Annotated in this window: 15 protein-coding genes and 2 pseudogenes; 13 read left to right on the plus strand and 4 right to left on the minus strand. The window is 63.5% G+C overall.

What is annotated here, in order from left to right; genetic code table 11:
• Positions 1–106: 106 nt before the first annotated feature.
• Positions 107–1,240 carry a histidinol-phosphate transaminase gene (locus C501_RS0109170; RefSeq protein WP_245532455.1) on the minus strand — a complete coding sequence of 378 codons (1,134 nt, stop codon included), beginning with the start codon at positions 1,238–1,240 and terminating at the stop codon, positions 107–109.
• A gap of 78 nt (positions 1,241–1,318) precedes the next feature.
• On the opposite strand from C501_RS0109170, the gene C501_RS0109175 reads away from it, so the two are divergent.
• Both C501_RS0109175 and purB read left to right on the plus strand, forming a co-directional pair.
• Positions 1,319–1,732, plus strand: a complete 414-nt coding sequence (locus tag C501_RS0109175; protein WP_018135331.1) for a phage holin family protein — start codon at positions 1,319–1,321, stop codon at positions 1,730–1,732.
• A 42-nt stretch (positions 1,733–1,774) separates the two neighbouring features.
• Positions 1,775–3,211 carry an adenylosuccinate lyase gene (purB, locus tag C501_RS0109180; protein ID WP_018135332.1) on the plus strand — a complete coding sequence of 479 codons (1,437 nt, stop codon included), beginning with the start codon at positions 1,775–1,777 and terminating at the stop codon, positions 3,209–3,211.
• Between the two features lie 33 nt (positions 3,212–3,244).
• On the opposite strand, the gene C501_RS0109185 is transcribed toward purB, so the two are convergent.
• Both C501_RS0109185 and C501_RS13005 read right to left on the minus strand, forming a co-directional pair.
• Positions 3,245–4,204, minus strand: coding sequence for an NAD(P)H-quinone oxidoreductase (locus tag C501_RS0109185; protein ID WP_018135333.1), 960 nt, complete (start codon positions 4,202–4,204; stop codon positions 3,245–3,247).
• A 113-nt stretch (positions 4,205–4,317) separates the two neighbouring features.
• A complete protein-coding gene (locus tag C501_RS13005) occupies positions 4,318–4,746 on the minus strand; it encodes a GNAT family N-acetyltransferase (protein WP_018135334.1) in 429 nt (142 codons plus the stop codon).
• 142 nt (positions 4,747–4,888) lie between these two features.
• Between C501_RS13005 and C501_RS0109195 the strand changes: the two genes are divergently transcribed.
• From C501_RS0109195 to C501_RS14880, 9 genes and pseudogenes are all read left to right on the plus strand, one after another.
• Entirely contained in the window at positions 4,889–5,671 is a 783-nt protein-coding gene (locus C501_RS0109195) for a DeoR/GlpR family DNA-binding transcription regulator (RefSeq protein ID WP_018135335.1), read from the plus strand.
• Positions 5,668–6,696: a 1-phosphofructokinase family hexose kinase gene (locus C501_RS0109200; protein WP_018135336.1), complete on the plus strand. Its 1,029-nt coding sequence runs from the start codon at positions 5,668–5,670 to the stop codon at positions 6,694–6,696. Before C501_RS0109195 ends, C501_RS0109200 begins: the two co-directional genes overlap by 4 nt.
• Positions 6,693–8,786, plus strand: coding sequence for a PTS fructose transporter subunit IIABC (locus tag C501_RS0109205; RefSeq protein WP_018135337.1), 2,094 nt, complete (start codon positions 6,693–6,695; stop codon positions 8,784–8,786). Before C501_RS0109200 ends, C501_RS0109205 begins: the two co-directional genes overlap by 4 nt.
• Positions 8,787–8,804: 18 nt before the next feature.
• Positions 8,805–10,574 (plus strand): phosphoenolpyruvate--protein phosphotransferase, encoded by a 1,770-nt coding sequence (gene ptsP, locus C501_RS0109210; RefSeq protein WP_018135338.1) that lies wholly within the window; start codon positions 8,805–8,807, stop codon positions 10,572–10,574.
• A gap of 39 nt (positions 10,575–10,613) precedes the next feature.
• The gene (locus C501_RS0109215; protein ID WP_026174785.1) at positions 10,614–10,889 is read left to right on the plus strand and encodes an HPr family phosphocarrier protein; all 276 of its coding nucleotides are present in this window, start codon (positions 10,614–10,616) and stop codon (positions 10,887–10,889) included.
• A gap of 50 nt (positions 10,890–10,939) precedes the next feature.
• Entirely contained in the window at positions 10,940–11,986 is a 1,047-nt protein-coding gene (locus tag C501_RS13010) for a YdcF family protein (protein ID WP_018135340.1), read from the plus strand.
• A 258-nt stretch (positions 11,987–12,244) separates the two neighbouring features.
• Complete coding sequence (locus C501_RS0109225; RefSeq protein WP_018135341.1) at positions 12,245–13,834, plus strand: MFS transporter; 1,590 nt, start codon at positions 12,245–12,247, stop codon at positions 13,832–13,834.
• Positions 13,835–13,893: 59 nt separating this feature from the next.
• Positions 13,894–15,313, plus strand: a pseudogene (locus C501_RS13015) (beta-galactosidase); the annotation flags it as partial.
• Between the two features lie 30 nt (positions 15,314–15,343).
• Positions 15,344–15,691, plus strand: coding sequence for a hypothetical protein (locus C501_RS14880; RefSeq protein ID WP_342662537.1), 348 nt, complete (start codon positions 15,344–15,346; stop codon positions 15,689–15,691).
• A gap of 31 nt (positions 15,692–15,722) precedes the next feature.
• Here C501_RS14880 and C501_RS14310 read toward each other — a convergent pair whose 3' ends face one another.
• A complete protein-coding gene (locus C501_RS14310; RefSeq protein ID WP_156807712.1) occupies positions 15,723–15,914 on the minus strand; it encodes an SDR family oxidoreductase in 192 nt (63 codons plus the stop codon).
• A 188-nt stretch (positions 15,915–16,102) separates the two neighbouring features.
• On the opposite strand from C501_RS14310, the pseudogene C501_RS14770 reads away from it, so the two are divergent.
• Positions 16,103–16,357: pseudogene (locus C501_RS14770) on the plus strand (IS21 family transposase); the annotation flags it as partial.
• Between the two features lie 68 nt (positions 16,358–16,425).
• Positions 16,426–16,553 (plus strand): transposase (locus C501_RS14020; RefSeq protein WP_026174448.1); only part of this gene is annotated, 128 nt, incomplete at its 3' end.

The raw sequence follows: 16,553 nt of genomic DNA on the forward strand, positions 1-16,553 counted from the left end.
TGTAACGGTTCTGCCCAGCGGGTTATGCCATTACGACAACTGTGCAGTGTGATCTTGATCGAGCTTCTGATGAAGATATCGCCCGGTTCAATCGCGGCAAAGCGGATCAGCGCAGGCCAGCAGTCAGGCTGGGATCAAGGCTCGCGCAGAGCTCCAGGAAACGAGTATTCGCGGCAGACTCGCCGATGCTGACGCGCACGCCTTCACCCGGGAAGGCCCGAACAGCCAGCCCCTGCTGCTCAGCCTGCTGGGCGAAATCCGCGCTGCCCTGCCCGAACTCGAGCCAGAGGAAGTTACCCTGCGGCTCGGGGACGCCCCAGCCCAGCCCCCGCAACCCCTGGTACACCCGGTCCCGCTCCCACACCAGCTGATTGATGCGCTCGGTGATTTTGGCCGAAAGCTTCAAGGATTCGATGGCCGCCTGCTGCGCTGAAACGGTCACGGCAAAAGGAGGCGCTGCGATGCGCAGGTACTGCGTCAGCTCTGGATGCGAGATGGAATAGCCGACGCGCATCCCGGCTAAACCGTAGGCCTTGGAAAAAGTGCGCAGAAGCACCACATTGGGGTACTTCCGGTAGAGCTGCAGGCCATCAACGGCGTCCGCATCCCGAATGAACTCGAGATAGGCCTCATCGAGCACCACCACGACATCGCTCGGCACCTGAGCCAGAAAAACTTCGGTCTCCGCGGTATGCAAGGCCGGCCCGGTGGGGTTATTGGGCGAGCACAGCAGTATCACCGAGGTGCGCTCAGTGATCGCGTCCGCCATCGCCGCCAGGTCGATCCGCCCATCCGGCGCCAGGGGCACCGGGACACTGCGCGCTCCGGTGAGCCCCACGCAAATGGGGTAGGCCTCAAAGGAACGCCATGGATAGACCACCTCACTAGCTTCCCCCGTATCACCGGCCTCGGCCCCGGCGAAAGTCATCAGGATCTGCGTGAGCGCCCCGAGGCCGCCCGTGCCGGTGACGATGTCTTCTGCGGGAACCTCCAGGAATTCAGCAATGGCTTCACGCAGCGGGGCCGCTGTGGGATCCGGGTAGCGATTGGCCCATTCATGCGCGCAGACCGCAGCCAGAACCTCCGGCAAGGGCGGGAAGGGGTTCTCATTCGAAGAGAGCTTGTAGCTTTCGAGCCCAGGCACCGGGCGGGGCGGCTTACCCGCAGCGTAACGGGGCACGCGTGCTACCGCGGCGCGTGGCCGGGGCGCACCGGACGGAACGCTCTGTGCTGTGCTCACCGTCACACTCTAATCCTCCATCCTGGACGGCGCATGCCTGCCCGGGCTGTGAGAGCACCGCACCCATAGACTGGACCCATGGGCAAGTTCTTGATTCGCGTCATCATCGGCACGGCCGGCCTCTGGATCGCCACCTGGCTGCTTCCCGGCATGCGCATCGACAGCGCGGCCACCCAGCAGATGGCTCAGGATGGCGTTCCCCTGGCCGGGTTGCTCGCGCTGCTGTTCATCGGCCTGATCTTCGGCGTGGTCAACGCCCTCGTGAAGCCGCTGGTCAGTCTCATCTCCCTACCTGTCACTCTGCTGACCCTGGGGCTTTTCACCGTAGTCATCAATGCGGCGATGCTCTGGCTGACTTCATGGCTGAGCAGTTTCACCCCGATCCAGCTGAGCATCGACAGCTTCTTCTGGACCGCGATCCTCGCGGCCATCCTGGTCAGCCTGATCGCCATGGTGGGCAATGCGGTCACCGGGGTCAACCGTCGCGACTGAGGGATCCCTCAGAACATCTTTCAAGAGCACTAAACTGGGAACATGCCTGAATCCCAGCCCGCTGCGCAGCGTCGTGATCTCGCCGATTCCTACCCCGCGATCTCGCTGGGGCCACTCGATGGACGCTACCGCAAAGCCACGGCCCCGCTGGTGAACTTCCTGTCCGAGGCCGCCCTCAATCGCGACCGGATCGCGGTGGAGGTCGAATGGTTCATCCACCTAGCCGAGAACTCAGTACTGCCGGGCGCCGGGCCGCTGGATGATGCCCAGAAAGCCAGGCTGCGCGCTATCGTGAACGATTTCGATGCGGCCTCGATCGCCGAACTGGCGGAGATCGAAGAAGTCACAGTGCACGATGTCAAAGCCGTGGAGTACTTCATCGGCAGAAGGCTGCCCGAGCTAGGCCTCGAACGGCTGTCCTCGCTCGTGCACTTCGCCTGCACCAGCGAGGACATCAACAACCTCGCCTACGCCCTGGGCATCAAAGGCGCGGTGGAGCAGGTCTGGTTGCCGGCGGCCCGGGAACTCAGCTCTCAGCTGCACGATATGGCTGAACAGAACCGCGCGGTGCCGATGCTCGCTCGCACGCACGGGCAGCCCGCGACACCGACCACGCTCGGCAAGGAGATCGCGGTATTGGCGCATCGCTTGGACCGGCAGCTCGACCGCGTCGAAACCGCCGAATACCTCGGTAAGATCAACGGCGCCACCGGAACCTATGCGGCGCATCTGAGCGCGGCCCCGGAGGCCGACTGGCAAGGGCTCGCACACGCTTTCGTAGCAGGCCTCGGGCTGAGCTGGAATCCCCTGACCACCCAGATCGAGTCCCATGACTGGCAGGCGGAGCTGTACGCCGATATCGCCAGGTACAACCGCATCCTGCACAATCTGTGCACCGATATCTGGAGCTATATCTCCATCGGTTATTTCGCCCAGGTGCCGGTTGCCGGAGCCACGGGCTCCTCGACCATGCCGCATAAGGTCAACCCGATCCGATTCGAGAACGCGGAGGCGAACCTGGAGCTCTCCTGCGCCCTGCTGGATAATCTCGCCAGCACCCTGGTGACCAGCCGCTGGCAGCGGGATCTGACGGACTCCACGAGCCAGCGCAATATCGGCGTGGCTTTAGGCCATTCCCTGCTGGCGATCAGCAATGTGCAGGCCGGCCTGGGCCGCCTGGATACCGCTGAATCCGTGTTGGCCGCGGATCTGGAGCAGAACTGGGAGGTTCTGGGCGAGGCGGTGCAGACCGTGATGCGCGCCGAGGCGATCGCCGGGACTCCCGGGATGGACAATCCTTACGAACGGCTCAAGGAGCTGACTCGGGGCCAGCGCGTTGATGCTGAGCGGATGCGGGAGTTCATCGCAGACCTCGGTTTATCCGCAGCGGCCACCGAAAGGCTCTCCGCACTGAGCCCAGCCGGTTACACCGGGCTGGCCGCAGAACTCGTCGGGCACCTGAAGGATCACGACGCCTGAGGGGCGTTAGCAATCAGTCGGCACCTGGCGCGCTCAGGGAGTCAGCAGGATCTTGCCATGGTGCTTACCGGAGTCGAAGTACTCGTGCGCGGCATGGGCCTCGGCTAGCGGGAAGACCTTATCGATCACGGGATCGATCCGCTCATCGGCGACGAGCGGCCAGATCTGCTCCTGCACCTGACGCATCACCTCGGCTTTTTCAGCTGCGGGCCGGGCTCGCAGGGTGGTTCCGATGATCGCGGCACGTTTGGCCATGAGTACAGCGAGGTTCAGCTCCGCCTTGGCCCCGCCCTGCAGGCCAATCACTACTAACTTCCCACCCGTGGCGAGCGCCTCCAGGTTGCGGGCCAGATACCCTGCACCGATCACATCGAGGATCACATCTGCCCCGCCCAGTTCCTGGAGCACGGCCACGAAATCCTCGTCCCGGTAGTTCACAGCGACAGATGCCCCGAGCCGCAGTACGGTCTGGCATTTCTCAGCTCTTCCAGCGGTGGCCACAACGCGTGCGCCGAGCGCCGTAGCGAACTGGATCGCCATGGCTCCGATGCCCCCGGATCCACCGTGCACCAGAAGTGTCTGACCGGCCTGCAGACCGGCGGCGAGCACCAGATTGCTGTAAACGGTTGCCGCGGTTTCCGGTAGTCCCGCTGCCGCCTGCAAGTCAAGACCCTCGGGCGCCGGAATCACCTGACCCGCGGGAACCGCGACCCGCTCCGCGTATCCGCCACCCGCAAGCAGGGCGACCACCGGGTCGCCATCACGAAAACCTTCACCGTCACCGATGATGTGGCCGGAGACTTCGAGGCCAGGATAATCGGGCGCTCCAGGCGGTGGCGGATACAGACCCCTACGCTGCTGCACGTCGGCCCGGTTGACGCCCGCTGCGGTGACCTGGATGAGAACTTCGCCCGGGCCGGGAGCCGGCTCCGGAACGTCCTGGAGAACCAGGCTCTCAGGGCCCCCTGGTGATTCGATCTCAATAGCTTTCATTCGTCTGCCTTCATCGATTCTCTGATTCCGGTCTCTTCCCAGTCTCTACTGCGTAGACCACCACTGGAACCCCGTTGGCAAACAGCTCCCGGCCCGGGTGCATACCCAGTTTCTCAGCGACGCGCCGGGGGGGGTGCGTTACGGGTATGGATATTAGCCGTAAGTCGCTGAAAACCCAGTTGCCAGGCGAAATCCCGGCAAGCACGGGCAGCTTCAGTAGCGAAGCCCCGGCCTTGCTGTTCGCGATGAACGTGGTAACCGACTTCAAGGTCACGTCGGCCACCGATGTTCTGCCAGGTGAGCCCGCAATCACCCAGGAATTTGCCGCTGTGCGTTTCGATGATCCAGAGGCCGAACCCATCCTCGGCATAGCGCTGCCGGTTTCGTTGAATCCAGGCAGCGGCTTGGTCTCTGCTCTTGACCTCCGGGTAATAAGTCATCACCTGCGGGTCACCCAGAAGCCCCGCCAGCACGTCGAGATCCGCCATGGTCATCTCCCGGAAACGCAGGCGTTCAGTGGGTTCGGGTAGCTTCGATGACACTCCTGAAGCCTAAAACCGCCGATCAGACGAGACCAAAGATCTGTTATTTTCTGTGCTTTTTTGACAGAAACAGATAAAGCCAACTAAAGTCACATAAAACCAACTGTTTGTGACACTTATCACTGGGGAGAATCGGGGAGTCGTGTTCGCACACGAGCGTCAAGAGCGCATCGCTGCCCAGATCTCGGACGTAGGCCGAGCCAGCGTCCCCGCCCTCGCGGAACTTCTCGACGTCACTCAGGAGACGATCCGCCGAGACCTGGACGCCCTAGTCGCGGCCGGCCTGGTCCGCCGGGTTCACGGTGGCGCAGTAGACATCAAAGACCCCGTTATCACCGAGGCGAGCCTGACCGAGCGCCAACACCAGCACCAGATGGAGAAGCAGCGCATCGCCCAGGCCGCGTTGCGCCTCCTGCCCGTCACCGGACCCGCCTCGATCGTGATCGACGCCGGGACCACCACCGAGCTATTCGCAGAAGCTCTCGCGGACCGCCCAGCACCGGTGCAGAAACTCCTCACGATCACGAACACGATACCCATCGCGCATCGACTCTCCCAGAGCAGCCAGTTCGAACTGGAACTGCTGGGCGGCCGAGTGCGCGGGCTCACCAGCGCCGCGGTAGGACCGCAGGTGACCGAACAACTGGAACGGCTCCGCCCGGATATCGCCTTCATCGGTGCTAACGGCCTGCACTCCAGATTCGGCCTGAGCACACCAGACCCACTCGAGGCCGCGATCAAAACCGCCATGGTCCAGGCGGCCAGGCTCGTCGCGGCCCTCGTCGACGCCAGCAAACTAGGCCAGGAGACCTTAGTGCAATTCGCCACCCTCGAAGAGATCGACCTGCTCATCACGGATGCGCCTCCGCCGTCCGAGATCGCCGAGGCCCTGAAGGCAGCGGCCGTAGAGGTCGTGGTCGCATGATCGTCACACTCACCCCGAACCCGAGCCTGGACCGGACCATCGAGCTGGGCGGCCCGCTGGAGCGCGGAGCCGTTCAGCGCGCTTGCGGCGTGGACCGCCAGCCCGGCGGGAAGGGCGTCAACATCGCTCGTGCAGTGACTGCCGCCCAGACTCCTTGCCTAGCGCTGTTGCCCGGAGCCACAGAGGATCCGGTACTGACCGCGCTCAGCGCAGAGGGCATCGCCTACGTCAACCTGCCATTAGCAGAGCCACTGCGCTCGAATATCACGGTCACCGAACCCGATGGCACCACGACCAAAATCAACGAACCGGGGCCGGCGCTCTCAGCCGACCAACAGCGGCAGCTGATCCAGCTGTGCATCGACCATGCAAAGAATCAGCGCTGGCTGGTGCTCGCAGGCTCTTTGCCGCAAGGAGTCGCGGAGGACTTCTATGCGCAGATCATCCGGGCCGTCCGCACAAACTTGGGCGCAAGCGCGCCCTTGATCGCCGTCGATTCTTCCGGGGCACCCCTGCGCGAAGCACTCGAAGCAGCCCCGGATCTCATCAAACCCAATGCCGAAGAACTCGCCGAGCTCTGCCAGGACCTTGGTCTTTCGACGTTGGCGGAGCTCCCTTCTGCTGAGCAGCTGGAGACGCAGCCCGGGCTCGTGGCGGATCTGGCCGGGCGCCTGATCGGCCGGATGGGTGAAGGCCCGCAGACGATGACGGTCCTGGCCACGCTGGGTGCGCACGGTGCCATCTTCGCCGAGAAACAAGACGCTTGGTACGCCCGAGGGCCCAAGATCATCGCCCGCAGCACCGTGGGCGCTGGCGACTCGGCGCTCTCCGGATACTTGCTCGCTCAGCTTTCCGGGCTACCGGCCCAGGATCGGCTCCGGCAGGCTGTGGCCCACGGTTCCGCGGCTACCGCGCTCCCCGGATCCACGATGCCCAAACCAGAACACATCGATGCCTCCGGTGTCGATTCTCAGCCGATCTCCGGATCAGGAGATCATCCGCTCGTACAAGGAACGAAGTCATGAACCAGCTCATCACCAACGGCCTCATCAGCCTCGATCAGCCTCTCGGCGGCGATGCCGAAGCCGTTATCCGCGCTCTGGCCGACCGTATCGCCGACCAGGGCAGGGCCCAGGATGCGGACGCTCTTTTCGCGGACGCTTGGGCGCGGGAGCAGAAAACCGCAACCGGAGTTCCGGGCGGAATCGCTATCCCGCACTGCCGTTCCGAGTCCGTAACCGCCCCGACACTCGGCTTCGCCCGGCTGCCGCAGGGCGGGGCGGTGGATTTTGGCGCCAAAGACGGCCCGGCGGATCTGATCTTCTTCATCGCCGCACCCACCGGGGCGGACCAGACTCACCTGAAACTGCTCTCCGCCCTGGCGCGGGCGCTCGTCCGCAAGGACTTCACCGCCAAGCTGAGGGCCGCGCAGCGTCCCGAAGAAATCGTGGCCCTCGTCGAAGAGGCGATATCACCCACTGCGGAAAACGGTCAGTCTACAGCCACCCCCACTGCTCCTCAGACCCCAGAGACTCCGACTGAGACCGCTCAGGGCGGCGGCGCGGGCCGCCTGGTAGCTGTCACCGCCTGCCCCACCGGGATCGCACACACCTATATGGCCGCGGATTCCCTGGCCGCAGCCGCCCAAGAAGCGGGAGTCGAACTGCACGTGGAAACCCAGGGCTCCTCCGGCACCAAGGCGCTGGATCCGGCAGTGATCGCTGCGGCCGATGCCGTAATCTTCGCGGTGGATGTCGACGTTCGGGATAAAGCCCGGTTCGCCGGCAAACCCGTGGTGAGCGGCCCGGTGAAGCGCGGTATCGACGAGCCGGCGGAGATGATCCGCCTGGCCCTGCAGGCAGCGAAGGATCCGCAGGCCACCCGGGTCACCACTGACTCCGGGGCCAGCTCTTCGGATGGTGCCGCCGCAGCCGGGCAGCAGGAGCACTTGGGGCAGAAGCTCAAGCGAGTGCTGTTGACCGGTGTGAGCTATATGATCCCCTTCGTCGCCGCGGGCGGTCTGCTCATCGCGCTGGGCTTCCTGCTGGGAAGCGCCAACATCACCTCCGTTGCCGACGACGTCGTGCTCCAGAACAACCTGTGGAACCTGCCGGAGGCACTGCCGGACACCATGGGCCCGCTCGCAACCTACCTCGGGGCCGTGTTCTTCAAGATCGGCGCACTCTCGATGGGCTTCCTGGTCCCCGCGCTCGCCGGGTACATCGCCTACGGCATCGCGGACCGGCCGGGTATCGCCCCCGGCTTCACCGCGGGTGCCGTCGCCGCGTTCATGGGCGCCGGATTCCTGGGCGGCCTGGCCGGTGGTCTGCTGGCCGGTGTGGTCGCCTGGTGGCTCGGTAACTTCAATCTGCCGCGCTGGCTGCGCGGGCTCATGCCCGTCGTGATTATCCCGCTGGTGGCTTCCATCGCCGCGTCCGGGCTGATGTTCCTGGTGCTCGGCGGCCCGATCGCCGCGCTGACCACTGGGCTCAACGACTGGCTCTCCGGAATGACCGGCACCTCCGCGATCCTACTGGGCGTGATTCTGGGTCTCATGATGTGCTTCGATCTGGGCGGCCCGGTCAACAAGGTGGCTTATTCCTTCGCGGTGGCCGGCCTGGGTGCCGGGGCAGCTGCCGGCCAAGGCCCGGCACTGATCATGGCCACGGTGATGGCCGCCGGTATGGTGCCGCCGCTGGGCATGGCCCTGGCGACCTTCATCGATCGCAAGCGCTTCTCCGTGGCAGAGCGGGAGAACGGCAAGACCGCTGTGCTCCTGGGCTTCTCCTTCATCTCCGAAGGCGCCATCCCCTTCGCTGCGGCGGATCCACTGCGCGTGATTCCGGCCTCGATGGCCGGCGGCGCGGTGACTGGTGCCCTGACCATGGCCTGGGGCGTGACGTCACAGGCCCCGCACGGCGGTATTTTCGTGGGCTTCGCTATCGATCCGTTCCTGCTGTTCCTGCTGGCCGTACTCATCGGCACCGTGGTGACCGCGCTGCTCGTGCTCGCCCTCAAGCGCTGGACGGTGCGGCAGGCGCCGGCTGAGGCATCAGCTGACGCCCTCGCTGCCGAGAACAACCCTGCGGCTGCTGCCACAGCAGCAGCACGCTGAGACGCTGAAGAGGTAGTCATGATCAGTTTCAAAGGTGTCGGAGTCGCCCCCGGGCGGGTGCTCGGCCCTGCGATGACCATGCCCGCTGCCCTCGAGGCACCGGCCGCAGGTATGCCGCTGGCCGAAGGGCAGCTGCCGGAGGCCGCGATCTCCCAGCTCCAGGAAGCCGCGGAGGCAGTACGGGATGAGCTCAAGCAGCGCGCCGAAGCCGCCTCGGGCGAGGCCCGGGCGGTGCTGGAGGCGACGGCTCTCATGGCCACCGACTCCATGCTGCTCAAATCTGCCCGGCAGAAGATCACGAGCGGCTTGCATCCGGAGCGCGCGCTCTGGGAGGCCGCTGAGGAAGTCTCCGCGATGCTGCAGAGACTGGGCGGATATATGGCTGAGCGCAGCCGGGATGTTCAGGATGTCCGATCCCGCGTGATCGCCCGGCTCCGCGGCGTCCCGGCCCCCGGCATCCCGGACAGCCTGGAACCCTTCGTGCTCATCGCAGCTGATCTGGCACCCGCCGATACCGCGACCCTGGACCCTGCCAAGGTGCTCGCCCTGGTCACGGCAGAAGGCGGCCCGCAGTCACATACCGCGATCATCGCCCGGGCTCTGGGCCTGCCGGCCGTTGTCGCGGCTCGTAATGATGCTTCCGCCGGGCCCCCGGTCACCGAGATCGAAGACGGCAGCAGCGTGTATGTCGATGGCACCGCCGGAGAGCTGCGGACCAACCCTGGACCCCGCGAAGAAGAGCTCTCGGCAGTCTGGGCGGAGCAGGCCTCGCAGCTGCAAAACTTCGATGGCACGGGCCGCTTCGCGGACGGCCGTGAGGTTCCGCTGCTGGCCAATGTGGGTAATGCCGCCGAAGCGGTTGCCGCGGCTGAGGCAAGTGCTCAGGGAATCGGCCTGTTCCGCACCGAATTCCTTTTCCTGGACCGAGACAGCGAGCCCGGCGCAGCCGAGCAGATCGCGGCATATCGCAGCGTTTTCGAAGCCTTCCCGGGGAAGAAAGTCGTCGTGCGGACCCTGGACGCCGGGGCCGATAAGCCGCTGCCGTTCCTGAGTGACGCTGAAGAGCCCAACCCGGCGCTCGGAGTCCGCGGGTACCGCACCGAGCTGACTTCAACCGGCGTACTCCCCCGGCAGCTCGAGGCAATCGCTCAAGCCGCGGCAGGGAGCGATGCGGAGGTCTGGGTGATGGCCCCCATGATCTCCACCCCTGTTGAGGCAGCCGAGTTCTCGGAACTGTGCCGCCGTGCAGGCCTGGGCGATTCCGTCCTAGTAAACCAACAGAATGCTGTACCCAAGACGAGAGTCGGCGTGATGATCGAAGTCCCCGCAGCGGCTCTCAGAGCCGAGCAGGTTCTAGATCGGGTTGATTTCGCCAGCCTGGGCACTAATGACCTCACTCAGTACGCGCTCGCCGCAGACCGGCAGCTGGCACCCCTGGCCCATTTCAATGACTCCTGGCAGCCGGCTGTTCTGGCACTCGTCAAGATGACCGTCGCCGGAGCAAAAGCCGCCGCAGAAACCACGGGAGGCCAGGACGGCGCGAAGCCGGTAGGCGTCTGCGGAGAGGCCGCAGCGGATCCGGCCCTTGCCGTAGTGCTGGCCGGTCTTGGCGTCACGACCCTGTCGATGACCGCGCGGGCCATCCCAGCGGTCGCTGCCGTTCTGCGCAGCATAGATTCGCGGACGGCTCAGGAGCTCGCCGAGGCTGCTCTGGCCGCACCGTCGGCGGAGGCCGCAAGGGAGACCGTGCGGGCTGCACTGCCCGTGCTGGAAAGCCTCGGCCTGTAAAATTTAGTGCAGTAAATAAACACCCAGCTAAGGAGCATGATGGCCGAGCGCACCGCTACCATTGCCAGCACTGTCGGGCTGCACGCCCGCCCAGCAGCGATTTTCGCGGAGGCTGCCGCCGAGCAGCCGGTGGAAGTCACCATCGCGGCAGAAGGAACACCCGCGGAGGAGGCGATGGACGCTTCCTCCATCCTGTCGCTGATGGGCCTCGGTGCCGGTCACGGTGACCGTGTGGTCTTACGCGCCGAGGGAGCCGGTGCTGAAGAGGCCCTGGACGCCCTGGTGAAGATCCTGGAAACCAACCACGACGCATGATCGCACTGCGGTAACCGCCTTCCGGTGCTCTGATCGCATAACCTCGTACTATGCTTTCCCCGTTCACTTTCTTCCTCGTCTTCGCTCTGGTCATGTGGGCGGCGTTCTTCTGGGGCGTGTTCCGGGAGCGGCGTCAGCTGCGCAACGGGGTGTATCTCTCGCTGGCTCTGGCCAACAGCTACATGGCCTTATTGCTGTTGCCCGGATTGCCGACTCAGCTGGGACTCCTTCTGGCTTTCGGGGGCTTCGCGCTCGTCGTCCTGCTGATCGCCTTCACCTGCGTCTTCCTGATCATCAACGGAGTCGTGATGCTCAGGCGGGAAGGGCGCAGCCTGGGGAATATGCTCTCCCTCTTCGCGGGGCTCGGCATGCTCATCCTGGGTTTCGCGGGGATCTATGCCATGAGCAGCGGACTCGTAGTGCTGATCGTGAGCGCCTTGACGGCCCTGCTGCTCACCGGATACCTCGGCTATCTGCTGGTCACCTTCCTCTTATACGCTTTCGTCTACGGTCGGATGCAGCCTAGGGGCAACCCAGATCACGTCATCATTCTGGGCTCTGGGCTAATCGGCGGCCGGGTTCCGCCATTGCTCGCCAGCCGGTTGGACAAGGGGGCCTCGATCTACTGGGACGCCCGGGCCGCTAAAGTACCCGCCAAGATCGTCGTCTCCGGCGGGCAGGGCGCCGATGAAGATCGCAGCGAAGCCTCTGCGATGGCCGAATATCTAGCAGGAAAAGGCGTTCCCCGGGAGCACATCCTCATCGAGGATCAGGCCGCGACCACCGAGGAGAACCTTCGTTTCTCCCAGGAGCTGATCAATAACGATGGCGGGAGCTCCGAGGCCGTTATCGTGACGAATAATTTCCATGTTTTTCGTGCCGCATTGCTGGCGCGCCGGGCAGGCCTGCCGGCTCAGGCGGTCGGCTCCCCGACAGCAGGGTATTTCCTGCCCAGTGCGGCACTGCGCGAATTCATCGCCCTGCTCATGATGTACCGCTGGCTGCATCTGGCGGTCATCCTCTTCATCACGCTCAGCATAGGTGCGCTGCTGCTGATATCCATGATCAATTACCAGGCTGTGCTGATTGTTGAATAGACCACCGAGCACAGATGAACCTCTGAATTTTTATTCGATGGAAAGAATATAACAATAACATAACGTTCTCGATGCCGCTCGATCACTGGAATCCGCAACAAAAAAGCTTGCCTCAAGCAATAGAATGACCTTTATGATCAGCCAGCAAAACCGCAGGCTAAACTCCAAAACTCTGCCAGACACGCATAAGGCAGAGCGGGTCATCCGACCGCCGCAAGCGGTCTTGCCGCTGAACGCTACAGAAAAGGCCCCAGCGCTATGAACCAGAGCGCCGTCGACCAGGACCAGGCACTGAACGCCAGTCCGCGCAATAGACCCGCGGGAAGAAGCACCGCGAAGCCTGCCCGCTCGCCGAGACTGAAGAAACGGCGCCTGCAGGTCGACGACATCAATGTGGTGGATCAGCCGATGCTTAAACGTGCTCTCGGCGGAACCATCGTGGGCAACACCATGGAATGGTACGACGTCGGCGTCTTCGGCTATCTGATCACCACGATGGGCCCGGTATTCCTGCCGCAAGCGGATCCCACGACCCAAAACCTCTTCCTGCTCGGCACCTTCGCAGCGACATTCATCGCCCGGCCGCTGGGCGGCATCGTTTTCGGCTGGCTGGGCGATAAGGTCGGGCGGCAGCAAGTGCTGGCGGCGACCCTCATACTCATGGCGACGGCCACCTTCCTGGTCGGCGTGCTCCCCGGTTATGCGCAGATCGGCATCTGGGCAAGCGTGCTGCTGGTGGTGCTCAAGCTCATCCAAGGGTTCTCAACGGGCGGCGAATACGCCGGGGCGACGACCTTCGTGAGCGAGTACGCCTCGGATAAGAGGCGCGGATTCTTCGCTAGCTTCCTGGATATGGGTAGCTACCTAGGCTTCGCGATCGGGGCCATCCTGGTCTCCGTGCTGCAGCTCAGCCTGGGCCAGGCCGTGATGGAGGACTGGGGCTGGCGCATCCCCTTCCTCATCGCCGGGCCGTTGGGCGCAGTGGCGATCTACTTCCGGTTGCGAATCGAAGAATCCCCGCAGTTCCAGGCCACCCTGGACGCTCAGGAACAGCAGAGCAAATCGATTCAGCAGCAAGACGAGGTCGCAGCCAAAGGCCCGTTGGGGATCATTCGCGTGTACTGGCGGCAGGTGATCGTGGCGATCATCCTGGTCGCCGCCGCGAACACCGCCGGCTACGCCCTGACCTCGTATATGCCCACGTACCTAACGGATTCCAAGGGCTACGATCCGGTCCACGGCACCTTGCTGACCATACCTGTACTCGTCATCATGGCCCTGTGCATCCCGCTGACCGGCAGGCTCTCCGATCGCATCGGACGCCGGCCCGTGCTCTGGGTCGGCGCGCTCAGCACCATCGTGCTGGCGATTCCGGCTTTCGCCCTGATCGGCATCGGAGCCATCTGGTCCACGCTGCTCGGGCTCGCCCTGGTGGCCTTCCCGGTGACTTTCTACGTCGCTAATCTCGCCTCATCGCTGCCCGCTCTCTTCCCCACCCCGAGCCGCTACGGCGGCATGGGTATCGCCTACAACTTCGCGGTCGCGATCTTCGGCGGAACAACCCCGTTCATCGTTGAGAGCCTCATCACTATCACGGGAAACGACATGATGCCGGCCTACTACCTCATGTTCACCTCCACCCTGGGCGCCATCACCATCTACTTTCTTCGGGAATCCGCGCAACGCCCGCTGCCCGGGTCCATGCCGAGTGTGGACACCGAAGCCGAAGCACGGGAGCTGGTACGCAACCAGGAGGACAACCCTCACCTGGACGTGAACGAGATGCCCTTCGATGCCAGCTACGAACCAGCAGAAACCCCTGAAAGCACTACAGCCTCAACTGCTTGACACTGATAGCGCCCGAGCCAAGACAGCGCCGACGGCGGCCCACGCGCTAGGATCAGACTGTGCTGCCATCGACGACAGAACCCGGCCCACTGCTCAGCTATCAAGACGAGGTCTTATACCGGAACGGCTCTGAACATCGCATCCTGGGCGGAGCCATCCACTACTTCAGAGTCCATCCCGATCAGTGGGCAGACCGGATCGATCGGCTCGTAGCACTCGGTGCGAATACCCTGGATACCTATATCGCCTGGAACTTCCACCAGAAGCACAAGGCGATGGATCCTGACTTCTCCGACAGCCGGGATTTCGTGCGCTTTATAGAGCTCGCCGGGGAACGCGGCCTGGATGTGATCGTGCGACCGGGGCCATATCTGCGCGGAGTGGGATAACGGGGGGCTGCCCGCGTGGCTTACTTCGATCCCGGATATCCAGCTCCGCAGCATAGATCAGCGCTTCCAGGCCGCGGTGGAGCGCTGGTTCGATGTCCTGCTACCACGACTCACTCCCTTACAGGCAGCGCACGGCGGGCCAGTGGTGGCCTTCCAGGCCGAGAATGAGTACGGCAGTTACGGCGATGACCCGAACTACGTTGCCTGGACTCAGCGAATCCTGCAGGAGCGCGGAGTAACCGAGCTGATTTTCAGCGCCGATGGCGGCAGCGACTTCTTCCTCCACGGCGGCGCTATCGATGGCATGCTCGCTACAGGTACCCTGGGCAGCCGAGGCCCTGAAGCGATCAGCACCTGGCAGCGTAGGCGCCCCGGGGAGCCCTTCATAGCCGCCGAATTCTGGAACGGCTGGTTCGACCACTGGGGCGAGAGGCATCACCGCAGAGACCCGGAGGAAGCCGCCGGGGAAGTTCGCGAGATCTTGACGGGTGGAGGCTCCGTTTGCCTGTACATGGCACACGGCGGCACGAACTTCGGATTAAGCTCCGGAGCGAATCACGAAGGAGCTCTACAGCCGACGATCACCAGCTACGACTCCGACGCGCCCATTGCCGAAGATGGCACGCTCTCGGATAAATTCTGGCGGCTGCGCCAGGTCTTCAACGATATGCGGCAGCAGCTGGGGCACGCACCGGCTGAGGTTCCGGAGGAGCTGATGGTGCCGGCTCCCGTGATTCCCGCGCGGGCTTTAGCTCTCCGGCCGCGAATCGGGCTCCTGGCAGCGCTCCGACGCAGGCCCGTGATCGCGATCAGCCCGACACCACTCAGCTTTGACGAGCTCGACTGCCCCAACGGCTTGGTGCTCTATCGGGCGCAGCCCATCCTGCCAGCGGGACAGTTCAGCCTGCGCATCGCCGGGCTGCATGACAGGGCGCAGGTCTTCATCAACGGCGAAGCCGTGACGATCTTCGAAGCCGAAGCCCATGAGCCGTTCCTGCTCAAAGGAGACGGGCAACCGGCGACTTTGGAGATCCTGGTAGAGAATCAGGGCAGGATCAACTACGGCCATCTTCTAGGCCAGGGCAAGGGCATCCTGGGCGGAGTGCTGATCAATCAGAGGATGACGTACGGCTGGGAGCATATAGCGCTGCCTCTGGATGATTTCAACGCCTCAGACCTTGAGCACCTCAGCACCGGTGCGAGTGCTGCCAGTGGCGAACCAGGCTTCTTCGACATCGACTTCGAGCTCGTAGAGCCGGCGAACAGCTACCTTGCGCTTCCCAGGTTCCGTAAAGGCTTCCTCTGGGTCAACGAAACCCTGCTGGGCCGTTACTGGAGCCGCGGGCCGCAGAAAACTTTATATGCCCCTAAAGGAATGTTTATGCAAGGGGCTAACCGGGTCAGTATTCTCGAACTAGAGGAGTCCGGCGAAACCCTCGAGTTCAAGCCCTCAGCGGAACTGGGCTGAATCGAAAATTGAGCCGAACGGCTATTAGAATTCAACGCCCCCGCCGTCCGGCTAAGAAGCTCAACCGCTCCGGTAGAAGCCTGTTGAGCAGAAGGAAGATCCGGTAGCGCAGCGTCGGCACATGGACGGATCGACCAGCAGCTGAAGCCCGGAGTCCTGAGTGGACGACCGGCTCGGCGCTCAGCCACATCCAGCCCGGAATCCCCTTGATGGAGGCACTCATGCGCTCATGAAACTCAGTCCGCACAAACCCCGGTGAGTGTGACAGGTTTGTTTGGCCCCGGTAGGGCAACTTTATTTGGCTCCACCTTGTGACTCGCCGGGCATGGTGGTAATTATTTTTGGCCCCACCCTTCAGCGTTGGTCCTGTCAGATGTTTTCAGGTTCTTTCGTCAGGAAGGGGCGGCCTGGATGGGGTCGAGAATGGATTTGTTCGCTCAGATAAGGCGGGATGCCCGGGTTGAGGGTTTATCGATCCGTGCTCTGGCTGAGAAGTATCAGGTGCACCGGCGCACGGTCAGGCAGGCTTTGGAATCGCCAGTACCTCCGGAGCGGAAGCCTAAACAGGGTGTGGCGTGGCGGTTGGAGCCATTCAAGGCCTTCATCGATGCGATGCTGGTGGCGGATACGACGGCACCGCGGAAACAGAAACACACTGCTCGAAGGGGGGTCTGCCCCGGGTTTGGTTGACATCTGATCTGTGAGGATTCGTCCTCGCTGGAAGGATGTATCTCTTGCCCAAGCCCTATCCGAAAGAGTTCCGTGACGATGTCGTGGCTGTGGCCCGTAAAGCCCGGGCCCCGTTATCGCAGATTGCGAGAGACTTCGGGATTTCCGAAGCCTCGTTGTTCAACTGGCTGAA

This window comes from Acaricomes phytoseiuli DSM 14247 (assembly GCF_000376245.1).
GTDB lineage: Bacteria > Actinomycetota > Actinomycetes > Actinomycetales > Micrococcaceae > Renibacterium > Renibacterium phytoseiuli.

Coding starts and splice junctions, on each gene's coding strand:
- C501_RS0109175 (WP_018135331.1), top strand. CDS start 1,319: ATGGGCAAGTTCTTGATTCGCGTCATCATCGGCACGGCCGGCCTCTGG.
- ptsP (WP_018135338.1), top strand. CDS start 8,805: ATGATCAGTTTCAAAGGTGTCGGAGTCGCCCCCGGGCGGGTGCTCGGC.
- C501_RS0109185 (WP_018135333.1), bottom strand. CDS start 4,204: ATGAAAGCTATTGAGATCGAATCACCAGGGGGCCCTGAGAGCCTGGTT.
- C501_RS0109200 (WP_018135336.1), top strand. CDS start 5,668: ATGATCGTCACACTCACCCCGAACCCGAGCCTGGACCGGACCATCGAG.
- C501_RS14310 (WP_156807712.1), bottom strand. CDS start 15,914: ATGAGTGCCTCCATCAAGGGGATTCCGGGCTGGATGTGGCTGAGCGCC.
- C501_RS0109205 (WP_018135337.1), top strand. CDS start 6,693: ATGAACCAGCTCATCACCAACGGCCTCATCAGCCTCGATCAGCCTCTC.
- purB (WP_018135332.1), top strand. CDS start 1,775: ATGCCTGAATCCCAGCCCGCTGCGCAGCGTCGTGATCTCGCCGATTCC.
- C501_RS14880 (WP_342662537.1), top strand. CDS start 15,344: ATGACGTACGGCTGGGAGCATATAGCGCTGCCTCTGGATGATTTCAAC.
- C501_RS0109225 (WP_018135341.1), top strand. CDS start 12,245: ATGAACCAGAGCGCCGTCGACCAGGACCAGGCACTGAACGCCAGTCCG.
- C501_RS0109215 (WP_026174785.1), top strand. CDS start 10,614: ATGGCCGAGCGCACCGCTACCATTGCCAGCACTGTCGGGCTGCACGCC.
- C501_RS13010 (WP_018135340.1), top strand. CDS start 10,940: ATGCTTTCCCCGTTCACTTTCTTCCTCGTCTTCGCTCTGGTCATGTGG.